The sequence below is a fragment of the Ilumatobacter sp. genome (assembly GCF_039969435.1).
Classification (GTDB): domain Bacteria; phylum Actinomycetota; class Acidimicrobiia; order Acidimicrobiales; family Ilumatobacteraceae; genus Ilumatobacter_A.
Genome location: NZ_JBDVNU010000009.1, coordinates 292,304 through 316,944 on the forward strand (window position 1 = coordinate 292,304; position 24,641 = coordinate 316,944).

Annotated in this window: 22 protein-coding genes; 9 read left to right on the forward strand and 13 right to left on the reverse strand. The window is 68.7% G+C overall.

Features of this window, described 5'->3' with window-relative positions:
* The first annotated feature begins 1 nt into the window (after window position 1).
* The 3 genes from ABJK40_RS05475 (at window position 2) to ABJK40_RS05485 (ending at window position 2,191) form a co-directional block, all read left to right on the forward strand.
* Window positions 2-904, forward strand: a complete 903-nt coding sequence (locus ABJK40_RS05475; protein WP_348482757.1) for a hypothetical protein — start codon at window positions 2-4, stop codon at window positions 902-904.
* Window positions 901-1,626: an NUDIX domain-containing protein gene (locus ABJK40_RS05480; protein WP_348482758.1), complete on the forward strand. Its 726-nt coding sequence runs from the start codon at window positions 901-903 to the stop codon at window positions 1,624-1,626. Before ABJK40_RS05475 ends, ABJK40_RS05480 begins: the two co-directional genes overlap by 4 nt.
* Window positions 1,627-1,699: 73 nt before the next feature.
* Window positions 1,700-2,191: a pyridoxamine 5'-phosphate oxidase family protein gene (locus tag ABJK40_RS05485; protein ID WP_348482759.1), complete on the forward strand. Its 492-nt coding sequence runs from the start codon at window positions 1,700-1,702 to the stop codon at window positions 2,189-2,191.
* Window positions 2,192-2,257: 66 nt separating this feature from the next.
* On the opposite strand, the gene ABJK40_RS05490 is transcribed toward ABJK40_RS05485, so the two are convergent.
* The 8 genes from ABJK40_RS05490 to ABJK40_RS05525 form a co-directional block, all read right to left on the reverse strand.
* Complete coding sequence (locus ABJK40_RS05490; RefSeq protein WP_348510184.1) at window positions 2,258-3,859, reverse strand: class I adenylate-forming enzyme family protein; 1,602 nt, start codon at window positions 3,857-3,859, stop codon at window positions 2,258-2,260.
* A 56-nt stretch (window positions 3,860-3,915) separates the two neighbouring features.
* On the reverse strand, window positions 3,916-4,824 hold the full coding sequence (locus ABJK40_RS05495) for an LLM class flavin-dependent oxidoreductase (RefSeq protein WP_348482761.1): 909 nt from the start codon (window positions 4,822-4,824) through the stop codon (window positions 3,916-3,918).
* Window positions 4,821-5,489 carry a nitroreductase family protein gene (locus tag ABJK40_RS05500; protein ID WP_348482762.1) on the reverse strand — a complete coding sequence of 223 codons (669 nt, stop codon included), beginning with the start codon at window positions 5,487-5,489 and terminating at the stop codon, window positions 4,821-4,823. The genes ABJK40_RS05495 and ABJK40_RS05500 overlap by 4 nt, the downstream gene beginning before the upstream one ends.
* Entirely contained in the window at window positions 5,489-6,643 is a 1,155-nt protein-coding gene (locus tag ABJK40_RS05505; protein ID WP_348482763.1) for an acyl-CoA dehydrogenase family protein, read from the reverse strand. The genes ABJK40_RS05500 and ABJK40_RS05505 overlap by 1 nt, the downstream gene beginning before the upstream one ends.
* Before the next feature lie 94 nt (window positions 6,644-6,737).
* Entirely contained in the window at window positions 6,738-7,034 is a 297-nt protein-coding gene (locus ABJK40_RS05510; RefSeq protein WP_348482764.1) for an EthD family reductase, read from the reverse strand.
* A 127-nt stretch (window positions 7,035-7,161) separates the two neighbouring features.
* Window positions 7,162-7,767, reverse strand: coding sequence for an HNH endonuclease (locus ABJK40_RS05515; protein ID WP_348482765.1), 606 nt, complete (start codon window positions 7,765-7,767; stop codon window positions 7,162-7,164).
* A gap of 118 nt (window positions 7,768-7,885) precedes the next feature.
* Window positions 7,886-12,997: an AAA domain-containing protein gene (locus tag ABJK40_RS05520; protein ID WP_348482766.1), complete on the reverse strand. Its 5,112-nt coding sequence runs from the start codon at window positions 12,995-12,997 to the stop codon at window positions 7,886-7,888.
* Entirely contained in the window at window positions 12,994-14,196 is a 1,203-nt protein-coding gene (locus ABJK40_RS05525) for a M48 family metalloprotease (RefSeq protein ID WP_348482767.1), read from the reverse strand. The genes ABJK40_RS05520 and ABJK40_RS05525 overlap by 4 nt, the downstream gene beginning before the upstream one ends.
* A 98-nt stretch (window positions 14,197-14,294) precedes the next feature.
* Between ABJK40_RS05525 and ABJK40_RS05530 the strand changes: the two genes are divergently transcribed.
* The 4 genes from ABJK40_RS05530 (at window position 14,295) to ABJK40_RS05545 (ending at window position 16,681) form a co-directional block, all read left to right on the forward strand.
* Complete coding sequence (locus ABJK40_RS05530; protein ID WP_348482768.1) at window positions 14,295-15,179, forward strand: alpha/beta hydrolase; 885 nt, start codon at window positions 14,295-14,297, stop codon at window positions 15,177-15,179.
* A gap of 51 nt (window positions 15,180-15,230) precedes the next feature.
* Complete coding sequence (locus ABJK40_RS05535) at window positions 15,231-15,809, forward strand: hypothetical protein (RefSeq protein ID WP_348482769.1); 579 nt, start codon at window positions 15,231-15,233, stop codon at window positions 15,807-15,809.
* Window positions 15,810-16,023: 214 nt separating this feature from the next.
* Window positions 16,024-16,278 (forward strand): hypothetical protein, encoded by a 255-nt coding sequence (locus ABJK40_RS05540; RefSeq protein WP_348482770.1) that lies wholly within the window; start codon window positions 16,024-16,026, stop codon window positions 16,276-16,278.
* Window positions 16,271-16,681 (forward strand): type II toxin-antitoxin system VapC family toxin, encoded by a 411-nt coding sequence (locus ABJK40_RS05545; protein ID WP_348482771.1) that lies wholly within the window; start codon window positions 16,271-16,273, stop codon window positions 16,679-16,681. The genes ABJK40_RS05540 and ABJK40_RS05545 overlap by 8 nt, the downstream gene beginning before the upstream one ends.
* A gap of 243 nt (window positions 16,682-16,924) precedes the next feature.
* Here the strand turns inward: ABJK40_RS05545 and ABJK40_RS05550 are convergent, their stop codons facing one another.
* From ABJK40_RS05550 to ABJK40_RS05570, 5 genes are all read right to left on the reverse strand, one after another.
* Window positions 16,925-17,272 (reverse strand): type II toxin-antitoxin system PemK/MazF family toxin, encoded by a 348-nt coding sequence (locus tag ABJK40_RS05550; RefSeq protein ID WP_348482772.1) that lies wholly within the window; start codon window positions 17,270-17,272, stop codon window positions 16,925-16,927.
* Complete coding sequence (locus ABJK40_RS05555) at window positions 17,269-17,490, reverse strand: ribbon-helix-helix domain-containing protein (RefSeq protein ID WP_348482773.1); 222 nt, start codon at window positions 17,488-17,490, stop codon at window positions 17,269-17,271. Before ABJK40_RS05555 ends, ABJK40_RS05550 begins: the two co-directional genes overlap by 4 nt.
* A 220-nt stretch (window positions 17,491-17,710) precedes the next feature.
* Window positions 17,711-18,526, reverse strand: coding sequence for an endonuclease/exonuclease/phosphatase family protein (locus tag ABJK40_RS05560; RefSeq protein WP_348482774.1), 816 nt, complete (start codon window positions 18,524-18,526; stop codon window positions 17,711-17,713).
* Between the two features lie 103 nt (window positions 18,527-18,629).
* Complete coding sequence (locus ABJK40_RS05565) at window positions 18,630-18,956, reverse strand: hypothetical protein (protein ID WP_348510185.1); 327 nt, start codon at window positions 18,954-18,956, stop codon at window positions 18,630-18,632.
* A 139-nt stretch (window positions 18,957-19,095) separates the two neighbouring features.
* Entirely contained in the window at window positions 19,096-21,825 is a 2,730-nt protein-coding gene (locus ABJK40_RS05570; protein WP_348482776.1) for a LuxR C-terminal-related transcriptional regulator, read from the reverse strand.
* A 116-nt stretch (window positions 21,826-21,941) separates the two neighbouring features.
* Here ABJK40_RS05570 and ABJK40_RS05575 point away from each other — a divergent pair, with 116 nt between their 5' ends.
* Together ABJK40_RS05575 and ABJK40_RS05580 are read left to right on the forward strand one after the other, a co-directional pair.
* Entirely contained in the window at window positions 21,942-22,361 is a 420-nt protein-coding gene (locus ABJK40_RS05575; protein WP_348482777.1) for a hypothetical protein, read from the forward strand.
* Window positions 22,362-22,383: 22 nt separating this feature from the next.
* Window positions 22,384-24,048, forward strand: coding sequence for a trypsin-like peptidase domain-containing protein (locus ABJK40_RS05580; protein ID WP_348482778.1), 1,665 nt, complete (start codon window positions 22,384-22,386; stop codon window positions 24,046-24,048).
* Window positions 24,049-24,641 lie beyond the last annotated feature (593 nt).

A 24,641-nucleotide genomic window follows, 5' to 3' on the forward strand; every position in this document is an offset into this window, starting at 1 on the left:
CGTGGGAACCACGGCCACTCCGCGAGTGGTGGTGGCGCACCGCTCGACGGAGTGGGACCTGCTCCTCGAGCGCCACGCCACTCCGGGTCAGGTGCGGTTCTTCCTCGAGTCGAGGGACCGCGACGTCGACGACGTCGTCGACCGTCACCGCCAGCAGCAGGATGCGCTCGCCGTCGTCGACCGCGGAATCCCCACGACGTGGCGACGAGCCCGCGTCGACCGCGAGCACGTCGCGTCGTTCCTGTTCGAACCGGGCGACATCGTCGTCGCCGTCGGTCAGGACGGACTCGTGCCGAACCTCGCCAAGTACCTGACCGGTCAGCCCGTCGTCGGGATCAACCCGGATCCAGGCCGTCACGAGGGTCTGCTGGTCCGATTCCCTCCGCAGGCCGCCCGAGCCGTCCTCCCCGACGTCGCCGCGCACCGCTGCGCCGTCGAGGAGCGGACGATGACCGAGGCGCGACTCGACGACGGCCAGCGGTTGATCGCACTCAACGAGATCTTCGTCGGGCACCGGACCCACCAGTCGGCGCGCTACCTGCTGATGCACGGAGCGACGATGGAGCACCAGTCGTCATCGGGCATCATCGTGTCGACCGGTACCGGCGCGACCGGCTGGACGCGATCGATCGCCAACGAACGACGGTCGGAACTGCGCCTCCCCTCGCCGACCGATCAGCGGATCGCCTTCTTCGTACGCGAAGCCTGGCCGTCGGTCGCGACCGGCGCGGAACTCACCGAAGGGTTGTGCGACGCGGGGTCCCACTTGCGGATCATCAGCGAGATGGACGAAGGTGGGGTGGTGTTCGGCGACGGGATCGAAGTGGACCGGCTCGACTTCGGATGGGGTCAGGAACTCACGGTCGGCCCGGCACCCGAACGACTGCACCTCGTGACACCATGACGACTTCGCACGACCCGACCGACGAGGCGCGCTTCCTCGACGAGTACGACCCGGAGGTGTTCGACCGACTCTCCGTCGCCGTCGACGTCGCTCTCCTCACGATCGTCGACGACCGGCTCGCCGTCGTCGTCCTCGAACGCGGCGAACACCCGGACCGGGGTCGCTGGCAGCTCCCCGGAGGGTTCGTCGCGATCGACGAGTCCCTCGACGGGACCGCCGCACGCGTCCTGCGCAACAAGGCCGGCATCGTCGACGTGTACACCGAGCAGCTCTACACGTTCGGGGCGGTCGATCGCGATCCACGCACGCGCGTCGTCGCCGTGAGCTACTACGCACTCGTGCATCCCGACGCACTCCGGCTCCGACCCGGAGTCCGGCTCGCCGAGGTGACCGTTCCCTGGAGCGGCGAAGCCGGTGGGTCGGTCGCCCTCGTGCTCGACGGAACCGAACTCGAGATGGCGTTCGACCACGCCGACATCGTGGGCCTCGTCGTTCGACGACTGCGCGGGAAGCTCGCGTACACGCCGATCGGCTTCGAACTGCTCCCCGCCGACTTCACGCTGCTCGAACTGCAACGGGTACACGAGACCATCCTCGGGCGTTCGGTGAACAAGGACTCGTTCCGGCGCACGATGCTGGCCTCGGGGCAACTGGAACCGACGGGCGAACGCCAGGCCGACGTCGGTCACCGGCCGGCCGCCCTGTACCGACGCGTTCCGTGAACCTCGCGCCGACCGGTACCGGCCACGGTGCCCGGTACGGGTCGCGACGGTTGCTGCCGGTCATGATGGGACGATGCCCGGACTCACCGACGACGAACTGACGAGCTTCCTCGACGAGCCCGGGCACCTGCTCCGCCTCGGCACGCTCGGCGTCGACGGCCTCCCACGCGTCGTGCCGATCTGGTTCATCCACCGCGACGGCGCACTGTGGTTCACCCCGCGAGCGAGGTCGGCGTGGCTCGACGACCTGCGTGCCGACCCGGCCGTGTGCGCCACGATCGACGAGTCGACCGGATCGATGCGCAAGCTCGTCGCACGCGGTCGCGCCGAACTCGCACACGATGTCGGCGACGACGTCGTGTGGCGCGACCTGTACCGCGAGATCGCGTGTCGCTACACGCCGGCGGAGTTCGCCGACGCCTACATCGCCGACACGATCGAGGAGCCACGTGCGCTGTTCCGCCTGGATCTCGCAGAGTGCGAGACGTCGACGTGGCGGATGCCCACGCGGCCCGGCGAGAACCCGCTCGCCGTGTGGGGTCGCCAGTACTACCACCGCGGCTGACGCGCAGACGGGCGCGCCGATCCCGGACGGTCGGACCGTGACGTCAGGGGATGTCGTCGATGGACGTCACGCCTGCGCCGACGGCGCCCAGCGGGCGCGGAGGTCGGGCTTGGTGACCTTGCCGACGGGGTTGCGCGGGAGGGCGTCGACGACGTCCATCCGTTCGGGGAGCTTGTAGCTCGCGACGCCGAGACCTCGGAGGTGTCCGATCAGTTCGTCGAGCGTCGGCTGAGTGTCGGGTGTGGCGACGACGAACACGCCGAGGCGTTCGCCGAGGTCGGCATCGGGATAGCCGACCACCGCACACTCACCGACCGACGGGTGACCGGACAGCAGCCCTTCGACCTCGGCGGCCGAGATATTCATGCCACCACGGATCACGATGTCCTTCGCGCGATCGACGAAGCGCATCAGCGTCGGCGGTTCGTCGACCCATTCGAACAGGTCGCCCGTGCGGAAGTAGCCGTCGTCGTCGAACTCGGAGCCGTCGGACTCCAGATAGCCGTCGAACACCGTCGGTCCCGCGAATCGCAACTCTCCCACGGTGCCCGACGAGGTGATCTCCTCCCCACTGGTGAGATCGACCAGCCGGGCCAGGATTCCGGAGCCCGTAGGTCGCGGGAAGAACCGGGCGCGCTGCGCCGGATCCGGGACCGTGGCCGCCGTGGAGAGCATCGCCGCTCCTTCGTTGGAGCCGAAGATGTTGACGATCTCCACGCCGCGCTCCTGCCATCCGGCGACCATCCCGGGATCGAGGGGCGCGGAGCCGGACCCGATGCGACGCAGCGAGGAGGTGTCGACGGAGTCGAGCAGCGGCGCGTTGGCGAGCAACATGTTCAGCAGCGGCGGCGGCGCAACCGTGTAGGTGATCTGCTCGCTCGACACCTGCTGGAGGAAGACCGGCAGGTCGAGGGGTTGGTGGAGGTGGAAGGCACCCCCGGAGAGGAGCCACGGCACGAGCATCCCGCCGATGCCCGCCATGTTGACGATCGGGAACGGGCACAGGATCCGGTCGTCTCTCGACAGTCCCAGCTGGTCGAGCTGGAAGTGGCCGGCGGTCAACCACATCGCGTTGGTCCGCGGCACTCCCTTCGGTGTCCCGGTGGTGCCTGACGTCCAGCACACCGTGGCGACGTCGTCGGGTGCGCCGACGCCCTCGAATCGCCGTCCGTCGGTGCGCAGCGCGAGTCGCTCGACACCTGCGGTGGCGTCCTCACCGGACCCGTCGTCGAAGGCAGCGAGGACGATCTCGCCGGGGTGGGAGGCGATGACCGTGGCGATCTCCTCGACGAGATCGGGGCGGTCGGGTCGAGCGCCGGTGACGAACAATGCAGGTCGGCTCACGGCGAGCCCGTGGGTCAGTTCGTGCGAGCGGTGCTGGATGGGGAACGGAACCGCCGTCGCGCCGGATCGCCAACAGGCCAGCAACGTGATCACCAACTCGGTCACGTTGGGGAGCTGGATCGCCACGGGCGCCCCGGGGCCGGCGCCGAGTCCGGTCAGGTCAGCGGCGAGCGCGTCGACCGACGCGTCCAGTTCCGCCCACGACAAACGGGTCGGTCCGCCCGAGAAGTACGTCGACCGGTTCGGCGCGTCGGCCAGGGCAAGCGCATCGGGGTCGTGCTCGACTGCGGCGCGGAGGAGGTCGTCGATCGTCGTCGGGTCCATCGGTTCGGGCTGCTTTCTCGACCTGCGGTGGTCGGAGTCGGGTCGGGTGTGGATCGTCACGAAGTGAGGAGGGAACGGACCTCGGCGATGGTCTCGTACTCGACGTCGCGGTCGGCGCCGCACGGGGTGAGGTTGAGCGTGGTGGCTCCGGCGTCGACGTAGGGACGGAGGAACTCGGCGATCTGTTCGGCGTTGCCGGTCGGGGTGTACTTCTCGAACCGTTCGAACGGGATCTTGTAGAAGCGCTCCATCCCGGCGGCCACGTGTGCCCGCCCCTCGGCACGATGCGAACCGACGCCCACCCAGAGTTGCAGGGCGTGTCGCCATCCGCCCTCCGGCGTGCGGTCGCGGCCCTCCACGAGGTCGACCGCCTCGCGGAATCGAGTCGACGAGCACCAGGCGGCGAGCCATCCGTCGCCGAAGCGCCCGGCCCGTTCGAGTGCCGCATCACTGCGGCCACCGACGAGGAACGGGATCGGCGGGTCGGGCGTGGGACGGATGACGCCGCCCTGGAAGTCGTAGAACTCGCCGTCCCCGTCGACCGTGTCGCCGGCGAGCAGTGAGCGTACGATCGACAGTGCGGCGTCGGTGCGGCGCCCTCGGGTGGCGGGGTCGATGCCGCAGACCGCGAACTCGTGGCGGTCCTCGCCGCCGACACCCACGCCGATGCTCACCCGACCGGGTGCGGTCTGGGCGAGGGTGGCGATCTGGCGGGCGGCGACCATCGGATGACGCAGGGCCAGGAGCAGCACCCCTGCGTGGAGGTCGAGGCGAGGCTCGATCCCGCCCAGCGCGGCGAGGAGCACCGGCGCATCCATGCCCGAACCGTCGTGGAAGCTGACGTGGTCGGCGCTGAACAGATGGTCGATGCCGGAGTCCGCGATCGAACCGAGCCGCTCGCGGCGTGATGCGGCGTCGAGGTCCCAGAGATCCCAGGGAACGCTCAACCCGACGGCAACACTCACTCCGCAGCACCCCACGCGTTGCCGAAGGTGTCGCGGTACGCCATGGCGGTCGGCGGGAGGCGGGTGATCGGACCGTGCCCCTTGCCGACGGGGTACCCGATCGGCACCATCGCCGCCGTCGCCCAGCCGTCGGGGACGCCCAGGAGCTCCATGACCTCGGGTTCGCGCAGACAGTGCAGCGTCGTGAGCGCACACCCGAGGCCTTCGGCGACGCAGGCGAGCATCAGGTTCTGCACCGCCGGGTACACGGACCCGCCACCGACGATGCTGACGCGGTCGAGCTTCGCGTCGGTGATCGCCATCATCTTCGGGTTCGCGCAGAACATCAGGATCGCGGGCGCCTCGGCGAGGTGTTCGGCGAGGTGGTTGCCGGCGTCCATGATCCGCTCCCACTTCGCGTAGTCGTCGGCGGGCAGCCCTTCCATGCGCTTCATGAATCCGGCGGAGTACGTCTCCCATTCGGGCCCGTAGATGTCGGCGAGTCCCGTCTTGACCTCCGGGTCGGTCACCACGACCACCCGCCACGGCTGCATGTTGCCGCCGGTCGGTGCCCAGCAGGCGGCCTGCAGGACGCGATCGAGCACCTCGTCGGGGATCGGATCGGGCCGCAGCTTGCGGACCGCGCGCAGGGTGCTCATCGTCTCGTACAGGTCGGCGTTCGTCATCAGGTCGTCTTTCCGGTCGGTGCGGCGGGTGGCGGTTCCCTCGGCAGTCCGAGGAGACGCTCGCCGATGATGTTGCGTTGCACCTCGCTCGTTCCACCACCGATCGTGAGCGCCCGGCTGAAGAGGTACCCCCAGTGATACACGTCGTCGTGCTCGGACTCGAAGTCCTGGGTCCCGAGCATCCCTGCGGCGCCGCGCCGGTCCTTCACCAACGACAGCACGTCCTGACCGAACACGTCGGCCAGGCACTTGCGGATCGACGCGAACGACGACGGGTCGACGCCCGCCACGGCCGACGACAGCATCCGCAGGCTGAGCAGTCGGATGATCTCGGCATCGGTCCACAGCGACGCGAATCGCTGCCGCTCGATCGGGTCGTCCCACGACCCGTTCGCGCGCAGATGATCGAAGCACTGCTCGGCGGTCGGGCCCATCCCCCACAGCACTCCACCCTCCGACAGCGAGAGTCGCTCGGCGCCGAGCGTGACCTTCGCGAGTCGCCAGCCGTCGCCTTCGTCGCCGATCAGGCAGTCGGCCGGCACGCGGACCTCGTCGAACCAGGTCTCGTTGAAGTGGTTGCCGCCCGTCATCTCGATGATCGGACGCACCTCGATCCCGGGCAGCGTCATGTCGACGCAGAAGTAGGAGATGCCACGCTGCTTCTCGGCGAGGTCACCGGTTCGTGCGAGGAGGATTCCCCAGTCGGCGGTGTTCGCCCACGTCGACCACACCTTCTGACCCGTGATCACGAAGGCGTCGCCGTCCCGCCGCGCACTGATGCGCAGCGACGCGAGGTCGGACCCCGACTCGGGTTCGGAGAACAGTTGCGTCCAGGTCTCGCTGCCGTCGAGGATGCCGGGGAGCCAGCGGTCGCGCTGTGCGGGTGTTCCGCCCTCGAGGATCGTCGGCCCCGCCCAACCGAGCCCGATCGTCGACGACTCGAAGAAGGTCTCGACCGGTCCGGACGGCGCGTTGCGGAGTTCGTCGTCGATGATCAGTTGGTGCTCGGGATCGGCGTCGAGACCCCAGGGCGCCGGCCAGTGCGGCGTGAGGTAGCCACTCGCACCGAGTTGCCCACGGGTCGGTGCTGGATGCTCGGCCAGCCAGGAACGGACGGCGACTCGGCGGGGGTCGTCGGATGGTCGAAGGTCCATGCCCATGTCGGTCCTCGAGATCTCGTGGTGGTCTGACGGCCCGGACGTCGGGACCGTGTGGTTCTCGCGTGGGTGCAGTCGAACGCGGTGCGGGTCAGCTGCCGCCGGCGACTTCGCCGACCAGCAGTTCGGGCATCACGTTCGTGTAGTTGGGCACGTCGCCCATCACCGCAGCACCGTGTTCGGCCATGGCCGCGTCGAAGTTCTCCCGGCTGTCCACCATGGCCCACCCCATCGCCATGTACGGACCGTCGGCGACGCTCGCCGCACCCCAACCCTGGCAGGACTCGCCCAGGCCCTCGGCGAACATCGGCATGTGCGTGGCCGTGTAGTAGTCCATGTCGAACGTGGAGTCGGCGGTGCGTGGGTACAGGATCGTGATGGCGAGCATCGGTCGATTCTGGCAGAGCGGGACTCCTCGGCCCCGATCCGACCACCCCGATCCGACCACCGACCCGACCGGCCGAACCGACCGTGCGGATCGGATCGGATCGGATCCGATCGTCGTCGGGTCCCGGTCAGTGTTGCGGTGCGCCGGCGAACGGCGTGTCGGCGATGGCGTCGATTGCGCCACCGACACCGTTCCCGGCGCCGACGCCCATGCCAAGGAACGGCTCCCAGGCCGACGACGCTCGACAGATCGACGCCGCCTGCATCTGGAGGTGGGTCGGTGCGAACGGTGCGCGCCGGAGCCGCCAGCCGTACCGCTCGCCCATCTGGTCGAGCGTGCGGTTCGCCTTCGCGTTGTTGTGCGCCTTGCACGACGCGACGAGGTTCAGCCACGCGTCGTCGCCGCCGAGCGACCGCGGATGCAAGTGGTCGACCGAGTCACCCAGGGCGTCGCACGCGCGACCGTCGATCACGAACTGACACGTGTGTGCGTCGCGCAGCCGCACCCGGCGGGCGGTGCAGCCGGGCGGGCGGTACGACCGACGGTTGATCGCGGTGGTGCGGGCGATGACGGACGGGATCTCGATCGACGTCGACGGTGACCGCATCACGTGAGCGATCTCGTCGGACGCGGCGACGGCCTCACCGGCGGCGAGGAGGCAGCACGCACGGTTGACACCGATCACCCGGTCGATCCGCCAGGTGGCATCGAGCAGCAGGACGGGTGGTGTCATGGGAGCTCACCTCCTGGTGGCTGGTTCGGGAGATGATCGAGCAGCGGGTCATCGGCAAACGTAGACGCTCCGGTGGCCGTCCGCCACGCGGGATTCGACCGCCGGTGCGCCTCTGCGATCAGGACGGGTCCACCGGCGAGGCCAGGACGTGCTCGATCCGGTCCAGGACGCGGTCGGGGTCGTTCCACCACTCGGTCACGAACACTCGGGTCATCGGCCAGCCCATCGCGTCGAGCACGCCGGCCTCGGCGATCATCCGCTCGGTCGGCGACGTGCCTGTCCGACCCGGGTCGACCATGATCCCGAGCGCGTACTCGCCGTTGCGACGGACGGCGACGTCGATGGTGAACGCCGATCGGCCGACCCCGCTGTCGACCGCATGACCGCGGAGTCGCAGTCGCTCGGCGAGCTCGGTCGCGACGGCCGACCGCTCGTCGACGGGTCGCGACCCGTCGCTCGCGGTGGATGAGCGGAGTGAACGGAGCACCGATTCGCCGCCGGCGCCTCCCACGCTCTCCGCTGCTGCGTAGTCCAGGAACCTGGCGAGGTGTGCGGCGCCGTCGTTGTGCGTGTTGGTGATGTCGCTGCCGACGATCGAGCTGACGATCATCATGTGTTGCTTGGCTCGGCTGAAGATCACGTTGAGTCGGCGTTCGCCGCCGGCCTGGTTGATCGGACCGAAGTTCATCCGCATCCTGCCGTCGGCGTTGCGGGCGTAGCAGACGCTCATGATGATCACGTCACGCTCGTCACCCTGCACGTTCTCCAGGTTCTTGACGAACAGACCGACGAACTCGTCGTCGTCGGTGCGCACCTGTTCGGCTTCGAGCAGGTCGGCGAAGCGGCGGTCGAGAACTGCGAGTTCGGCGAGCGAGGACTCGATCGCCGTCTGTTGCGCTTCGGAGAACGCGACGATGCCGATGGTGTGACCGGTTGCCGCGACGAGCATCGCCCGGACCATCTCGGCGATGTAGTCCGCCTCCGCGACGTTCCGGCGGTCCTCGTAGACGCCACGCTCGATCGAATGGAACGAGATCGGTCGCTCGAACGAGGTGGCCAGGTTCTCCGCCGCTTCGTCGGGGCCGGCCACGACGATCGGCTCGCGCTCGACCGCGTCGAAGGAGCGGTCGGGGATCGTGGCGAGTCGAGCGTCGTAGAACGCATGGTTGCTGTACCCGATCAGCGACTCCGAGCGCGATCGATAGTGCCAGGTGAGCATGGTGGAGTCGAGCGACAGGTCCGCCTGGGTGAGGAAGCTGTCCGCATCGAGCGTGATCGTGATGCGCTGGTCGTCGCCCTCACCATCGGCGTCGACGACGATGTCGTCGTCCTCGTCGGATCCGGTCGAGAAGAATCGGGTCGGCGGGAGTTGCATCCGATCCCCGACCACCACCGTCTGGCCCGCCCGGAACAACGTCGGCACCGCGTCCTCCACGGGGATCTGGCTCGCCTCGTCGAAGACGACCACGTCGAACAGGTCACCGTCGAGCGGGAGGGTGTCGGACACCGACAACGGGCTCATCAGCCAGATGGGCTTGAGGTCCCGGACCACGACGCCACTGTCACCGGCGGCCAGTTCTCTGATCGATCGGTACCGCATCTTCTTGTCGAACTCTCGCTCGAGCACCCGGCGACCGGCCCGGTAGGCACGCTTGCGTTCCTTGTCCTCGTCGGACCTGCCCGCCATCGACGCGTCGGAGAACTCCACGTTCTCGCGGAACGACCGACGAGCCCGGTCGGCGACGTGGCGGGCGTTGGCGGCGAGCAGCGATCGGTACCGGTGCAGGAGCAGTTCGACGGTCTGGTCGAGCTGTGCACCACCGAGCGCGGCCGGCGGGACCGACGCTCCGGTGGCAGCGAGCGACGCCGTGAGCAGGTGGCACTCGATCTCGTCGAGGCTGCTCCGCTCGTCGAGCGCGATGGCGATCACGTCTGCGTCGACATCGCCGAGGCGACCCCATGCGACGAGCGCCCGTTCGTCGGCCACCGATGCACGCTGCATCGAGTTGCCGATGCGCTGCAGGTCGAGCAACGTCGCATCGGCGTCCACCACGACCTGACGATCCACGAAGGCGTCGGCGTCCACTGCCTGTTCGAGCGCCCGGAGATCGACCGTCGACCCGTCGGTCACGACGGCCTTCATCACCCGGTCATCGGCCAGTTGCTCGGCGGCTGCGAGCGCGCTGCGCAGATCGGCGACGCCGTACTTCCCCTGGACGAATCGGCGGTGGGCCTCGACGGCCGACTGCGCCGAGTGGTACGCATTCAGCTCGTCGAGGACCTGTGATGCCGTCGGCCGGATCTGGTGGAGTTCGTGGCGGTACTGCGATCTCACGAGCGAGTCGACCTGGCGCCACTTCCCGTCGAGGAACTTGAAGAACGAGTTCTCCTTCGATCGGGCGATCTCGAGCGCCGCAGCCGTATCGCCTGCATTCGGGGCCGTGCGCCAGCGGTCGAGCACGGGTCGCTGCGCATCGGCGAACGAGACGAGGCGTTCGAGTTCGAGCGCAGCCGCCCGAGCGTCGAGGTGGGTGCCCGACGCCGTGTCCAACGCCCCGAGCGCGCCGTGCGTCGCGAGCGCGGTCAGCAGCGGCATGTGGAAGGACAGCGTCGTGATCGAGGAGACGGCGACCTCCGACGGCGACAGGGACGATCCGAGTACGTCGGCGAGACCGGTCGTTGCCGCCACCACCCGATCGCCGAGCGTCCGGACCGCGACGACGGGGTCACCCTGCGAGACGAAGGAAGGTGCCACACGCAGCACGTCGACCTCCCCCAACGGCCCCGTCCGACCGGTTCGCGCCAGCTCCGTGGCAACCTCGCCGAGACGGGGACGGGCATCGAGCCACGATGCGACCGTGACCCCGCCAGCCACGACGTGTGCGGCCGGCAGGACACCGCGAAGTCGCAGCATCACCAGACGTTCGACCGTCTCCGCGACGGACAGCCGCCCGCCGCGGGCATCGCCCAACTCGACGAAGACCCGCTCGAGCGGCACGAGGATGGAGTTCACGGCGGAGAGAGCGTCATCGCGTTGCCCACTCGACTCCGGGGTCGACGCCGGGTTCGATTCCGGGACACCGTCGTCGAGCCACGACGAGTAGACCCCGCCGAGATCGGTGATGAAGGCCTTGCGATCGAGTTGGGAGTCGTGGATCGTCGCGACCAACTGACCCAGCCCCACCTGACGCAATCGCTGCGCGACCACGTCGAGCGCCGCCCGCTTCTCGCACACGAACAGCACGCGCCGACCGTCGGCGACCGACGCCGCGATGAGGTTGGCGATCGTCTGGCTCTTGCCGGTGCCGGGCGGTCCCTGGATGATGAGCGACTCGCCGCCGAGGCCGCGACGGACCGCCCGCGCCTGAGCGTCGTCGGCGGGGAGCACGAGGATCTGGTCGACACTGATCGGATCGGTGTCGACGCGTCGAGCCGCCTTCGGTTCGGGTGAGAACATCGAGTCGAATGGAGTCCCGACGACCTTCGCCGCGCCGTGTTCCTCGCTCAGCAGCGTGTCGTAGTCGCGCGACAGGCTGCTGCGTCGCGATCCGAGCGACGCGAGGGTCACGGCGCACAGATCCACCTCCCACCGGTGCCGGTTGACGTCGCCGGTGCTCACCTCGTACTGCGAGCTGATGCGCTCGCCCGTCGTCGTCGTCTCGGCGGGAGCGGACAACGAGTCGGGCCGACGCGGCCGTGGGGAGGCACCGGCGAGGCTGCGCAGGGGCAGGTCGGCCGGTTGGACGAAGCGCCGGTACAGCGCGAGACCGAGCGGCCGCCAGTCGTCGCTGTCGTAGCTGTGCTCCTGTCGCCGCCAGCGGCCCGACGACGCCTGTGCGCGTGCGCAGCGACGGACGTATGCGTCGACGCGCAGTTGCGCGCGCCGGCGGATGATGTTCACGCGGGGCGTGTCGATCAGGTCGATCGAGATCGACTGGTCGGTGGAGCGCACCATCGCCTCGAGTGTCGCAACGAGGGCGACCAGGGACGCATGGTCCGTTCCCACCGTCTCCGCGAGGAGGATGCCGAAGCGCTTGCGGAACACGTGTCGCAGGACGGGGTTGACCTCACCGTGGTTCTCGACGCTGACGCGGTACCGGTCGCGGACCCCCTTCTTGCGACCGAGTTCGGCCGGAAGCGTCACCAGCGGGGAGTCGACCACCTCGCCGCTGTCCGGATCGACCCAGCGCAGGAATGCGATGACGAGTCGGAGCCGGCCCTGGCCGTGTTCGGCCCTCAACCTGCGTTCCGAGGAGATCAGGGTGTCGAGCCCCGGAGCGAGGTGCGGTGCCTCCTCGAACCGACACCACCGCTCGAGGTCGATCCTGCGTCCGGAGCGGAACGCGTCGGCTGCGTCGCCCGTCCAGGTGAGCAGGTCGGACGGCTCGATGCGTTCCACGTCCAGCAGGAGTGGAACCGACGCCTCGGTCAACGACAGCGCCGACGCCGACGGCTTGAAGTACAGCGCTCGGTTCCGCCGGCTCACGTCGAAGACGCGCTCGCGCAGAGCGGCCAGGACACCGTGCTGCCATCCGTCCGCAGCGGCGTAGGCATCGCTCAGGTCGAGGTCGGCCGGCAGGTCGCGGTGGTGCTCGAGCCGCACGATCACGTGGCCGAGATCGCCCGGTCGGAGGTGACGGTCGGGCGAGATCATGTCTCCGAGCACCGCTGTGACCACCGGGTGGAGGCCGGGGTTGAGCGACCCCAGGTGCCGCGATCGCATGGCCAGCTCGCCGACCGATTCCTCGACGTCGAGGTCGAGACCGGTGGCGTAGCTGACGAGCAACATGCCCGCCAGGTGGATGTCGGTCAGCACGTCGTGGGTGCCGTGCAGTTGCTCCCACGCGCGGTAGCCGGTGACGAAGACGGGCCGGTCGGGGAGGTCGCCGGTGCCGTCGTGCACGTCGAGGCTCCCGACCGACGGGCCCGCACCGGTGCCGTGGTCGATCCCCAGTCGGCGGACCACGGCGACACCGGAACGCGTGCGTTCCGGGTTCACCCGTCGCATCGCCGCCTCGTCGGTCGCGGGTTCTCGCGTGTGGCCGAGGTCGAGTCGCAGGACCTCGCCGTCGAAGGTCAGACCGTCGAGACCGGACAGGCGGCTCACACGACCCGAGCGATGGAGGTCGTCGAGTTGACGCAGGAACGGGAGCCCGATCGACAGGACGTCGCCCGTCGCCGGCAGCCCCTCCGCCGAGATCGCTTCGCTCAGGAGTCGTGCGAACGTCATGTGCCACCACGCAACTTGCGCACGTCGGCGAGCGTGCGCTCCGTGGCTCGGCTGAGCACCTTGTCGAACTCGTCACCGACGCCCTGACGCTGCGCCTCGCGTGAGAACGCGCCGGTCCGGTCGAGGCCGTCACCGTCACCGAGGAGCGCGACGTCGACCAGCAGCGCGCCGACCAGATGCCGCACGGACGGCGTCGCGTCGGCCAGTTCACCGTCGAGGATCGGTTCGGCCCGTGCTGGTTCGAGGTCGGGATAGTTCCTCACGTAGGACCGGAAGTCCTCGGTCCCGTCGTCGCTCGCGTCGATCGAACCCGCAGATGCGAGCACCCGCGACACGATCTCCTGGATCCGGAGCTGGCCGAGCAGGTCGATGCGGTCGAGGTCGTCGGGGCCGTCGATCAACTGGGTCACCACCTCCCCCGTCACGTCGCCCGGCACCTCGGCGCTGCGCGCCGCCAGACACGCGACGCGGACGTGGAGTTCCGGGTGGGTCCAACCGTGGCTCGACGACGGGTCGGTCTCGATGATCTGGCGGGCCTGACGCAGGTACGCATCCGGGTCGACGTTGCGCAGGCCGGTGTTGACCTTGACGATCGACGACACCACCGGCCGGAGGTCGTCCATCATCTCGTGTGCGACTGCATCGGCGAACACCTCGGTGTGCAGCCGGAGACGACGAGCGGTCTCACCGACCACGTCGTCGGTGATCGCCTCCACGTCCGCACGGTGAACCAGGTGGTCGAGGACGAGGTAGTCACGATCGCAGCGGTCGTGCAGAGCGACGTGCGCGAGTTCGTGCGCGAGGACCGCCTCCTGTTCGTGCACGTCGAGCAGCTCCAGTAGATCACCGCTGAACACCACGTGGATCCGGTCCCCAAGTCGCATCACGCGTGCATTGCGTTCGGCGCCACCGAGGTCCTGGTACAGCACGACCTCCTCGTCGAGCCCGAGCCGACCGGCGAGCAACGGTGCGAACCCGGCGAGCACCCCGTGGACTTCACCGTCGAGGCGATACGTGGTCTTCAGCAGTTCCAGTTCGGCCTGATCCACCGCTGCACGATCGGGCTCGATCGTCTCACGGAACCACGCCCACAGCTCGGGTTCCGTGTCCTTCAGATGCAGACACAGTTGCTCGTGGTAGCGAGGGGTCGCGAACCCCTCGATGGTGACCACCCCGCTCACGTCGAATCCGCCGAACACATCCGCTCAACCTAGATCGGCGACCGCCACCACCCCGTCGGCAGCAACACGTCGAGTCACGTCGCAGGGTCGGATGAGTGCGACCTATGGTGCCGGTCGTGAAGATCCGCAACGGCTCGATCGAACTGCACGTGACCGAGGACGGCAGCCCGTCCGCTCCGCCGGTCCTGCTGCTGCACGGCATCACGTCGTACAGCGGGACGTGGAACTGGCTCGTGCCCGAACTCGCCGACCGCTACCGAGTGTTGAGGCTCGACTTCCGGGGCCACGGCGATTCCGACCGCGCCGCCGACCAGTACTCGTCGTCGGGATACATCAGCGATGCCGTCGCCGCGCTCGAGCAGGTCGCCGGGCAGCCCGCCATCGTCATGGGTCATTCGCTCGGCGGCGTCACGACCGCAGCGCTGGTGCAGCGTCATCCCGAACTGGTGCGGGCGGCGATCATGGAGGACCCGCCGCTCGCGCTCGGTGACAGCAGCGAACCGGCGCTCGAAGGGAACTCGCTGCTGGCAGCGTTCCGGATGATGCGCGAGTCGATCCCACGACTCCAGGCATCGGGGATCACCGCCGACGTGCTCGTCGGCATCCTGGCCGCTGCTCCGTCAGCCTCTGGGGGCACGTTCGGTGACAGCCTCCATCGTGACGGCATCGAGCAGATGGCGGAATCGATGCTCCGCGTCGACGCATCCGTGCTCGACCCAGTGCTGACCGGGTCGGTCGAACCCTTCCTCGACCCGACCGCGCCCTTCGGGGTGCCGACGCTCGTGGTGTGTGCGGATCCGGCCAAGCCCGACGCCGTCGCCTCCCCGCGCGCGGCACGGGCATTCGCCGACGCATCGCCGGCGACCGAGGTGTTCGTCGTGGAGGGTGCGGGCCACCTCGTCCACGACGAAGTGGCGTCGCGGGACACGTTCCGCAACGCTGTCGTCGACTTCCTCGATCGGCTGGGATCCCCTTCGTCGGCCTGCGCCCCGACGGGGTGATTCCACCACCACGAACACGCCCTCGGCCTCCACAGGGGTACCTTCGCCCCGATGAAGAAGACACTGATCGTTCTCGCGTCCCTCTCGGTTGCTCTCGGCGCATGCTCGTCGAGCGACGGGGACGACGCATCCTCCGTCACCGACCCGTCGTCGACCGACGCGTCCGACGCGTCCGACACGGCCGCGGGCGCTGACTCCGACGACTCGGGTGACGGCTCGGACGACGAGGCGGCGGCAGGCGCGGACTCCGACGACGCAGGTGAGGGCTCCGACGACGAGTTCTGCCAGAAGTTCATGGAGTTCGATTCGGTCGAGAACCAACCGACGACACAGGAGGAGACCATCGCGGCGTTCGACGAACTCATCGAGTCGGCACCCGACGACATCCGTGAGGATCTCGAGACGGTGAGAGACGCATTCTCGGGATTCGAGGACTTCGATGCTGCCGAGGCCGACCCCGAGGCGGTCGAGGAGTTCCTCGAGGTGTTGGGTCAACCCGAGGTCGTCGAGGCCGGCGAGAACCTCGAGCGGTACACCGTGGACGTGTGCGGAATCGAGTCCGAACCGACGGTCACGGCGGCCGACGTCGAGATTCCCGAACTGTCGATTCCCGACGCTGTCGAGGAGTGACGGTCGGGGCGGTCCGACCGACGTGTCGAACCGCCCGGCGATTCACGCCGCGTCGACCTTCGAAGTGATCTGCTCCGTCGACTGCTTCAGGTCGGGAACGGAGGACGGATGAGGCTGTCCCCCGATCGAGGCGCGCGCTCCGTCCCCAACGATCACGGAGTGCTCTGCGCGTGCGTTTCGGAGCCGGTGTAGCACGTCGTGCTACGATGTCGGGATGAGCCAGGTCGTCACCCAACGGGAGCTCCGCAACGGCAGCGGAGAGATCATGCGCCGCCTCGACGAAGGCGAGTCCTTCGTCGTCACACGCAACGGTGTTCCCGTCGGTGAACTCACCCCACTACGGCGTCTCCGCTTCGTGACCGCGGAATCCATCGCCCAGCTCTTCCAGGCAGCTCCGCCGATCGACGCCGCACAGTTCCGACGAGACCTCGACGCAGTCGCCGACCAGAGCATCGCACCACGTGCCTGACCAACGCGTCGCACGCGGCGTGCTCGACACGTCGATCGTGATCGACCTCGACAGCATCGATGTCAGCGAGCTTCCACTCGAGGTCGCAGTGACTGCACTCACCATGGCCGAACTCGCAGCGGGACCTCACGCGGCCACCGACCCCGCGGAGCGAGCCCGTCGCCAAGACCGGTTGCAGAGGACCGAAGCAGCATTCTCTCCGTTGCCCTTTGATGCCGACGCAGCACGGGCCTACGGTCGCATCTACTCCGCCGTGGTTGCTGCCGGCCGCAAGGCGCGAGGCGCACGGGCTGTCGACCTGATGATCGCAGCAGTTGCGTGCTCCGTCGACCTTCCCCTCTACACGAGGAACCCGAGCGACTTCGCAGCTCTGGACGGCCTGGTCGACATCGTCGCAATCTGACGTCCGCACGTCATCACTCAGTAGGTGTCGACGGCGCCGATCGAACGCACCACCGAGAGCCAATGAGCGAGCTGGAACCTCCACGAATCCAGATGTGCGTCGATCACACCGATCCCAGGACCGCCTGGAGGCCACCCAGAGGCCCCCCAGATCAACGCTGCGCATCAGACTCAACGACCGCCCGTGATCGGCGCGCACGATCGAGCCGGCCCGCTCCAGATCGTGCAGACGGGCCGCCGACTGTCAGAGCGCCAGGTGAAGCCGTAGTGCTTCGTCGAGGTCGCCACGAAGTTCGCCATCGAGCGTGCCGACGAGCGCGCCGATGCGATCGACATCAACCGATCGAACTTGTTCCGCCTGGGCTTTCGAGTCGCGTCGCAGCCCCGTGGAGTCCGCGGTGAGCAGCACCTGGAACGGGTAGATGTTGGCGGTGTTCGACGTCACTGGCACGACGGTGATCACACCCCGCCCGAGGCGCTCGGCGGTGGTGTTTGCCCCGTCGTTGCTCACGATGACCGCCGGGCGGTACTTGCTGGCTTCGGCTCCGCGTGCGGGGTCGAGGTCGACCATGCGGATCTCGCCTCTTCTCATCCGGCGACGCCGTCGCCGACGACCGCTTCCCAATCACCTGAATCGTCGTCGGTTGCCCACTCCGCCCATGCCTGCTCGTAGGCGGCGCCGAGTCCGGACGAGCGGAGAAGACGGACCGCTTTGTGGACCGCGGCCGATCGTGACTCCATCCCGTTGGTGGCGGCGTAGTCATCGAGAAACTCGATGTCTTCAGCTGGGAGTGAGACACTGACCTTCACACAAGCATGCTACTCCTGGTAGCACCCTGAGGTTGCGCCGCCCAGATCACCGACGAAACGGGGCTCACCAGGCCGCTCGTGTTCTGACCTGCTCTGTACCGGCACGTTCGCGATCGGCTGACTGTCCCGTCATGCCCGACGGTGTCAGCATCCGAGGCTGTCCCCTACCGCCGGATCTCAGCTGGTCGGCTGAGGCAATGCTCGGAGTGAGAAGAGAGGCTCACCCGAGCTCGATCGTTGCCACCACACCTGCGTGGTCGGACGGCCAGACACCGTCGACTGGACGAGCGCCGAACCGTTCGATGGCGGTCACGAGCGGGAGACGTCCGGATGGCATGGGTGCCGCGAGCAGGTAGTCGATCCGACAGCTCGGCTCGTTCGAAGCCTCGACATGCGGGTTGGACCGATCCCACGTGTCACCTGGCGCCCCAGCCGCCGAGAAGCGCCAGAGGTCCATCAGCACGTGACGAGGGACAGGTGGAGCTGTCTTGTGCCCGCAGAGGAGGCGCATCTCGTCCGAGTCCGCCTCGGCGTTCATGTCGCCGGCCACCAGAACGACCTCGTCCGATCGGCGTCGACGAGCGAGCTCCGCTGCGAGCGCTCGCACTTGAGTCACCCTGAGGCGCGAATCGAGAGGCGACGACGTGAGTTGGGTCGACACGACCCGCAGCGGAGACGGCGCATCGATCTGCACGTGCAGCGCGCTGCGCCGCTCCTCAGCTGCACCCTCGTGCGGCAGCACCTGGTTGACCGCCTCGGCGACCGGCCATCTCGACAGCACCACGTTGTCGACCTCGATCTGTTCGCCGACGCGACCGCTCCACCACTCGGCCGACACCGGAGAGCAGCGAGCGATGTGGAGTCCGAGCGTGTCCGCGATGGTCGCACCGACATCGTGACGGGCGTCCCGGCGAACCTCCTGGAGACAGACGACGTCGGCATCGAGATCAGCGAGCAATGCTCCTGCAAGTTCCCCTCGCTCGATCCACCTCGGTCCGATCGACCACAGGTTCCACGTCGCCCAACGCACTCTCACCGACTACTCATCCTTCCACGAGGAACACATCACTCGAGTGGCCGGGTGACGGGGCGGGGTGACGAGTCGCTCGACGGCTGACAGCCGCTCCGAGGTCATTCGCTCAGGCGGTCGCCATGAGCTTTTGATCCTGGAGTCGGAGCCCGACGTCGATCGCGAGGTCCATGAACAGGTCGGCCATCTCGGATCGGTAGCGAAGCTGCGTGGTCGCCTCTGCGCCGGGGCGCGCCTGGAAACTCTTGGCATCGTGGGTTTCCATTCCAGCGGATCTCGCGCTCCGAACGTGCCCGGCGGTCTCGGCGTACAGATCGGTGTGCGCCGGGTCCTTCTCCGCGAGCTCGACGAGCGTTCCGAGAACCTTCTGCTGGTCGATCGTGCCGACCACCGTTCCGGTCGGGTCGACGAGTCCGAGAGAGCTGGCAACGTCCATGATGTTCATCGTGATCCTCCATCGTGCCGGAACTCTTCCGGCACAGAGGTCAACCGATCTCCCCACCGAATATTGCATGCCACCCGTCACCGAGCGCGTCTGTCCCGACACCTCATCACTCCCACGACGTCACTCGCGTTCAGGCGATCAACGAGGAGTCGCTCTGACTCCGGGCGATCAGTTGGCTGCGCCCCGACACCCCCAGCTTGCGATAGATGCCGGACAGGTGGGACTCGACGGTTCGCGGGCTGAGGATCAGGCGCCGCGCCACGTCGCGGTTCGTCTCGCCGGCGGTCACCCAGCGGGCGATCTGCAGTTCGTGGGCCGTGAGCGCGGCGTGCGCCTCGACGCCGTCGGTGGCGGGAGGCGCGGCGCCCACGGCATGCAGGTCCACGTCGCAGCGATCGATCCACACGGTCATCCCGGCGCGCTCGAAGACCTCGCGGGCGCGCATCACACGATCGCGGGACTGCGCGCGCCGCCGTGCCCGTCGCAACCGCTCGCCGAGCATCAGGTCGGTCCGGGCGGCTGCCACCATGTACCCGCCGACGGTCAGGATGTCGCTCGCGAGTGTGAGCTCGGCGATGGCGTCGTCGACGTCGCCCGACAACTGGCCTCTCACGCGGTGGGCGACACCGCTCACCCACGGCCTGTCCCGGCCCGCCGCGAGCGGTTCCAGGATGCTCAGCTGCTGCTCGGCCCGATCGCGACGCCCCACGGCGAGCGCTGCTTCGGCCAGATCCGCGTGCCACAGGATGAGGCTGCGCAGCTCACCTCCGGACCACCGGTGCAACTCGTCGAGCACCTCGAAGGCCTCGGACGGTCGACCGACGGTGAGGGCATGGAACCCGAGGGCCGACCGAGCGCTGATCCAGGCCGGCTCGCCGCCCAACGCCTCGACCTCGGCACACGTCTCGAGGCACTGCGGATCCCCCAGTCCGGCCTGGGCGTTGGCGAGCCAAGGGAGAGCGAGGGCGACCAGACCGCTCTGTCCGGCCTCCGTTCCCAGATCGATCGCCTGTCGGGCGGCGGTCGCCGTACCGGTCAGGTCGAAGCGGGAGCAGTACGCGGCGCGTGCGAGGAGCAGCGACGGGACAAGGGACGGGACGACGTCGCCGGCGGTGCGGTGCAGATCGTCTGCCAGGTCGCGCAGGATCGGATCGTCGCCGGCGCCGGCGATGGCCAGGGTGACGGCCTCGACGATGAAGCGCAGATCGTCGGCGTCCACCGACGAGCGCCGCAGCTCGATGAGTTCGTTGCGTGCCGCCCCGAGTTCGGAGGGCGTGCCCGTGCGACAGCGCAGGACCGCATCGAGGATCCGGGCACGTTGTTCGAGACGCTGGCTGCAGGTCGGCATCGAGGCGAGGCTCGAGGCGGCAGCGGAGACGTCGTGCAGCTTGAGCGACAACGTGATGTGCTCGATGCGGGCGGAGGCCGAGCGCTCGGGGTCCGCTTCGTGCCAACGGTCGGCCACGTCGGCGTAGCGCCGTTGCGCGTCGACCGGAGCCCCCGAGGCGAACGCGATGCGAGCGCGGAGCTCGTCGGTGGATGCTGCGGCGATGCCGAGCCCGTCGGCTTCGTCGAGGAATGCCGTGGCGACGGTCGCCGACCCGGAGTCCAGTGCGGAGCGGGCGCCGGCGACGAGGGCTCGGCAACGTGTGGCGTCCGTCCGAGCGATCTCGGCAGCGCGTTGGAACGTCGTCACCGCACTCGCGTGCGCGCCGCGCCGCGTGGCCTCCTCACCGCTCTCGACGAGTCGGCCGGCCAACACGTCGTCACGGTCGATCACCGCCGCGGCCCGATGCCAGACCTCGGCCTCGTCGGAGGGGGCCAATGCATCAGCGATGGCGGAGTGGGCCGATCGGCGCTCCTGCGGCGACGCCGACCAGTAGACCGCGGCGCGGACGATCGGATGGGAGAACCGGACGTCGGCGTCCCCGACGGCGACGAGGCCGAGCTGTGCTGCCCGACCGAGTCGCACCGGCGCGTCGGCGTCGACGTCGCCGAGCGGTCGGCGCTCGCCGAGCGCAGCGAGCAGCAACAGGGCACCGCGCTCGTCCGTGTCGAGTCGTCGCACGAGGTCCGCGTAGTCGGCTTCGAGCCCGGCTCCGACCTGGAGCGGTTCGGGCAGTGCGGCCAACCCTGCCTTCTGGCGTGGCGTCAGTTCGTCGACGATCCGGCAGAGCAGGAGCGGGAGACCGTCGACCGTCGACGCGATGTTGCGTGCCACGATTGCGTCCGCACCCAGGCCGACCAGCAGGTCGACGGACTCGTCGAAGCCGAGCAGGTCGAGCTCGATCGCACCGCCGAACCGGAGACCGTGATCGGTGGGACGTTGCGCAGCGACGACCGCGACGCAGGTACCGCCGAGCCGGCGGGCGACGAACTCGACCACCTGCACCGTCGTCGGATCCAACCACTGGGAGTCGTCGACCACGACGAGTAGACCGTCGGGTCTGGCGGCCTCGGCGAGCAACGCGAGCAGGGCGAGACCCAGGGCCATGACGTCGATCGAGTCCTCGGCGCCGCTCGATGCGAGCGGGTCGACAGAACCGGTCGCGTCCGACGTCGACGGCCCCTGGCCGAGAACCCGGCGGATCAGCCCGGACTGATGCGGTGCCAACCCGTCGAGATGACCCACGAGCGGCGCGCACAGCAAGGTCACTCCTGCGAGGGGCATCGTGCGCTCGAACTCGCTCCCGGTCACGCGGATCACGCGACCCGGCTGCCACCCGCTCGCGATCCGATCGAGAAGCGTGGTCTTGCCGACGCCGGCGACACCCTCGATGACGAGCGCACCGCCCGAACCCGCCCGTGCGGCCCCGGTCAACGCGTCGACCGCAGCATCCACAGGGCGACGACTCTTCACTGCCGCCGAATCTACCGACCCCGACCTCGACGCTCACCGACGCCGTCCGGGGGACACGGGGTTTGCACGGGGTTTCGCCATTGCGCCCACGGAGATGCAGCGCCCACAGTTCTCGGGTGCGCATGTCCACCAACGATGCCGAGCGGGCGACGGCGGAACTCGATGTCGGTCTCCGCGTCGCGGGCGTCGGCCGCCTGTTCGGCCATCTCGCTTCGGCCGACGTCTCAATCGAACCGTCCGCCTGGTGCCCCGGTCGCTGGAACGGCCGCGGTGTCGTGGTCGCGGCCGACATCCGTTCGGTGGTGGTGCTGAGCGTCGTCGGGATCGAGGCCGAACCCGACGTGCGGTCGATCGATCTCCGCGAGATCTCCGGCGTGTCGATCGACGCGTCCGCCAGCGAGTTCACCATCGACGCCCCCACCGGCCCGATCGTCGTGACCGACGCACCGCGTGCGCGCGTCGCGATGTTGGTCGCCTACCTGATCACCCATCTGCCCCACCCCCGGCACCGTCCGGGACTCCCACTTCCCGAATGAACACCGTGAAACGAGGAACATCATGAAGCACACCAACCAGCGGCGACTCGTCGCCTCGATGATCGCCGGCACCCTGCTCGTCGCCGCGTGCGGCGGATCCGGAGGGTCCGACGGTGAGTCCGGTGCGGACTCGACGGAGACGCCGTCCGCGGACAGCGGCCCCGTCGACACCCCGGCCAGGACGCAGGAGACGGGGCCGGCCACGACCGCGACCGACGACGCCCCGACGACGGAGGACACCGAGTCCGCAGGCGGTGGTCTCGACGACGTCGCCGCAGCGACCATCCAGATCACTGCGCAGGGAACCTTCTCGGATCCCGAGTTCGGTGCGACGGAAGGTTCGGGTGCGGGGTCCGGCTTCATCATCGACGAGGCCGGCATCGCCGTCACCAACAACCACGTCGTTGCGGGTGCCGGTCTGCTGCAGGTGCTCGTCCCGGGCGAGGACGCACCGCGCAACGCCCAGATCCTCGGCGTGTCGGAGTGTTCGGACCTTGCGGTGATCGACATCGAGGGCGACGGGTTCCCCACCCTCGACTGGTACGACGGCGAACTGCAACCCGGCCTCGACATCTACCTCGCCGGCTATCCACTCGGTGATCCCGAGTACACGTTGACCCGCGGGATCGTGTCCAAGGTGTCGGCCGGTGGCGAGACCCAGTGGGCGTCGGTCGACAGCGTGCTCGAACACGACGCACCCGGACAACCCGGCAACTCGGGCGGTCCGGTGGTGACCGCCGACGGTGACGTCGTGGGGATCCACTACGCCGGCGGCGGGACCGGGACCAACACCGAGCAGTACTTCGCCATCGACGCCGAGGAGGCCCGAGGGATCGTCTCGACGCTCTCCGCCGGATCCGACGTCGAGTCCCTCGGGATCAACGGGCAGACCGTGACGAGCGACGACGGGAGTGTCTACGGGCTCTGGGTCGCGGGCGTCACCTCCGGTTCGCCCGCCGACTCCCTCGAGTTGCAGCCCGGTGACATCGTGACGCGACTCGAAGGGGTCTCGATCGGCGCCGACGGAACGATGGCGGACTACTGCGACGTCCTGCGCACGCACGACTCGTCCGACGCGCTCGCCGTCGAGGTCTTGCGGTACTCGACCGAGGAGGTCCTCAGCGGAGAGTTCAACGGCTCTCCACTCGAGACCTCGTTCAGCTTCGCCGAGGAGTTGGACGAGACGAGCCTGGAGGAAGGTGACGCCGACAGCGGAACCGCCGCCTACGAGTACGTCGTCGTCACCGACGCCACGGGTCTGCTGACCGTCTCGATCCCGACGGCGTGGTCCGACATCGACGGCGCTGCGGAGCAGACCGACAGCGGCGAGGCCCCCACGATTCGGGCGAGCACCGACCTCGAGGCGTACCAGACCACCTGGAACGTCCCCGGCATCTACTTCGCTGCGAGTGGCGAACTCGGCAGCGCCGATCCGAACGTCCTGCTCGACTCGTTCGCCCCGCCGGACTGCACGTCCACCGGGCGCGAGGACTACGCCGACGCCGTGTTCACCGGGCTCTTCGAGGCCTTCGAGGACTGCGGCGGCACGGGAACCCAGGTGCTCAACGTCGTCGCATTCCCGACCGACGCGGCATACGCGGTCGTCGTCAGCGTCCAGGTCGTCACCGACGCCGATCTCGAGGCTGTCGACACGATCCTGAGGACGTTCAACACCACGGAGGGATGAACACCGAGCCGGACAGGCGGTACGCAACCCGTTCCGACCCCACCAACCGTCGAACGCCCGGGCCGATGTGTCCGGGCGTTCGACCGGGATGCGATCGCCTGGACCGCCGAGGACGAATGCGTCGGGGCCGTCCCCGAACGCCGGCAATGATGCCCTGGTCGGCAGCGACGATCTTCCCGGCTGCGTCGACGCACGGATCGCTGGCCACATGCACCCAGCCGGCCACGTGCGCGGCCAGTCGTACGTCACGCTGATCGACGACGGGGGTCGTCTCACGATCGAGCCGCCACCGACCGCGTGTTCCGGCGCGTTGTTCCGGGCCGGTGGCGAGGCGAGCCGGTGACGGTCTGGGTCGCACGTACTCCCGGCGCCGTTCGTGCCCAGCTCGTCGACGCCGATCCGTGGCGCGGCCGGTGCCCTCGGGATGCGCAATGATCGCACGACGTGGGAGCTCGACGTCCAGCCATCCGACGTCACCGTCACCAGCATCGACGAGTTCCAGCTCGTCGATCAGAGCTGCTCGCACTCCACGGGTTCGGTCCCAAGGCGCTCGACTTCCTGAACGACGAACTCGCGACTCGTGGACGGTCGAT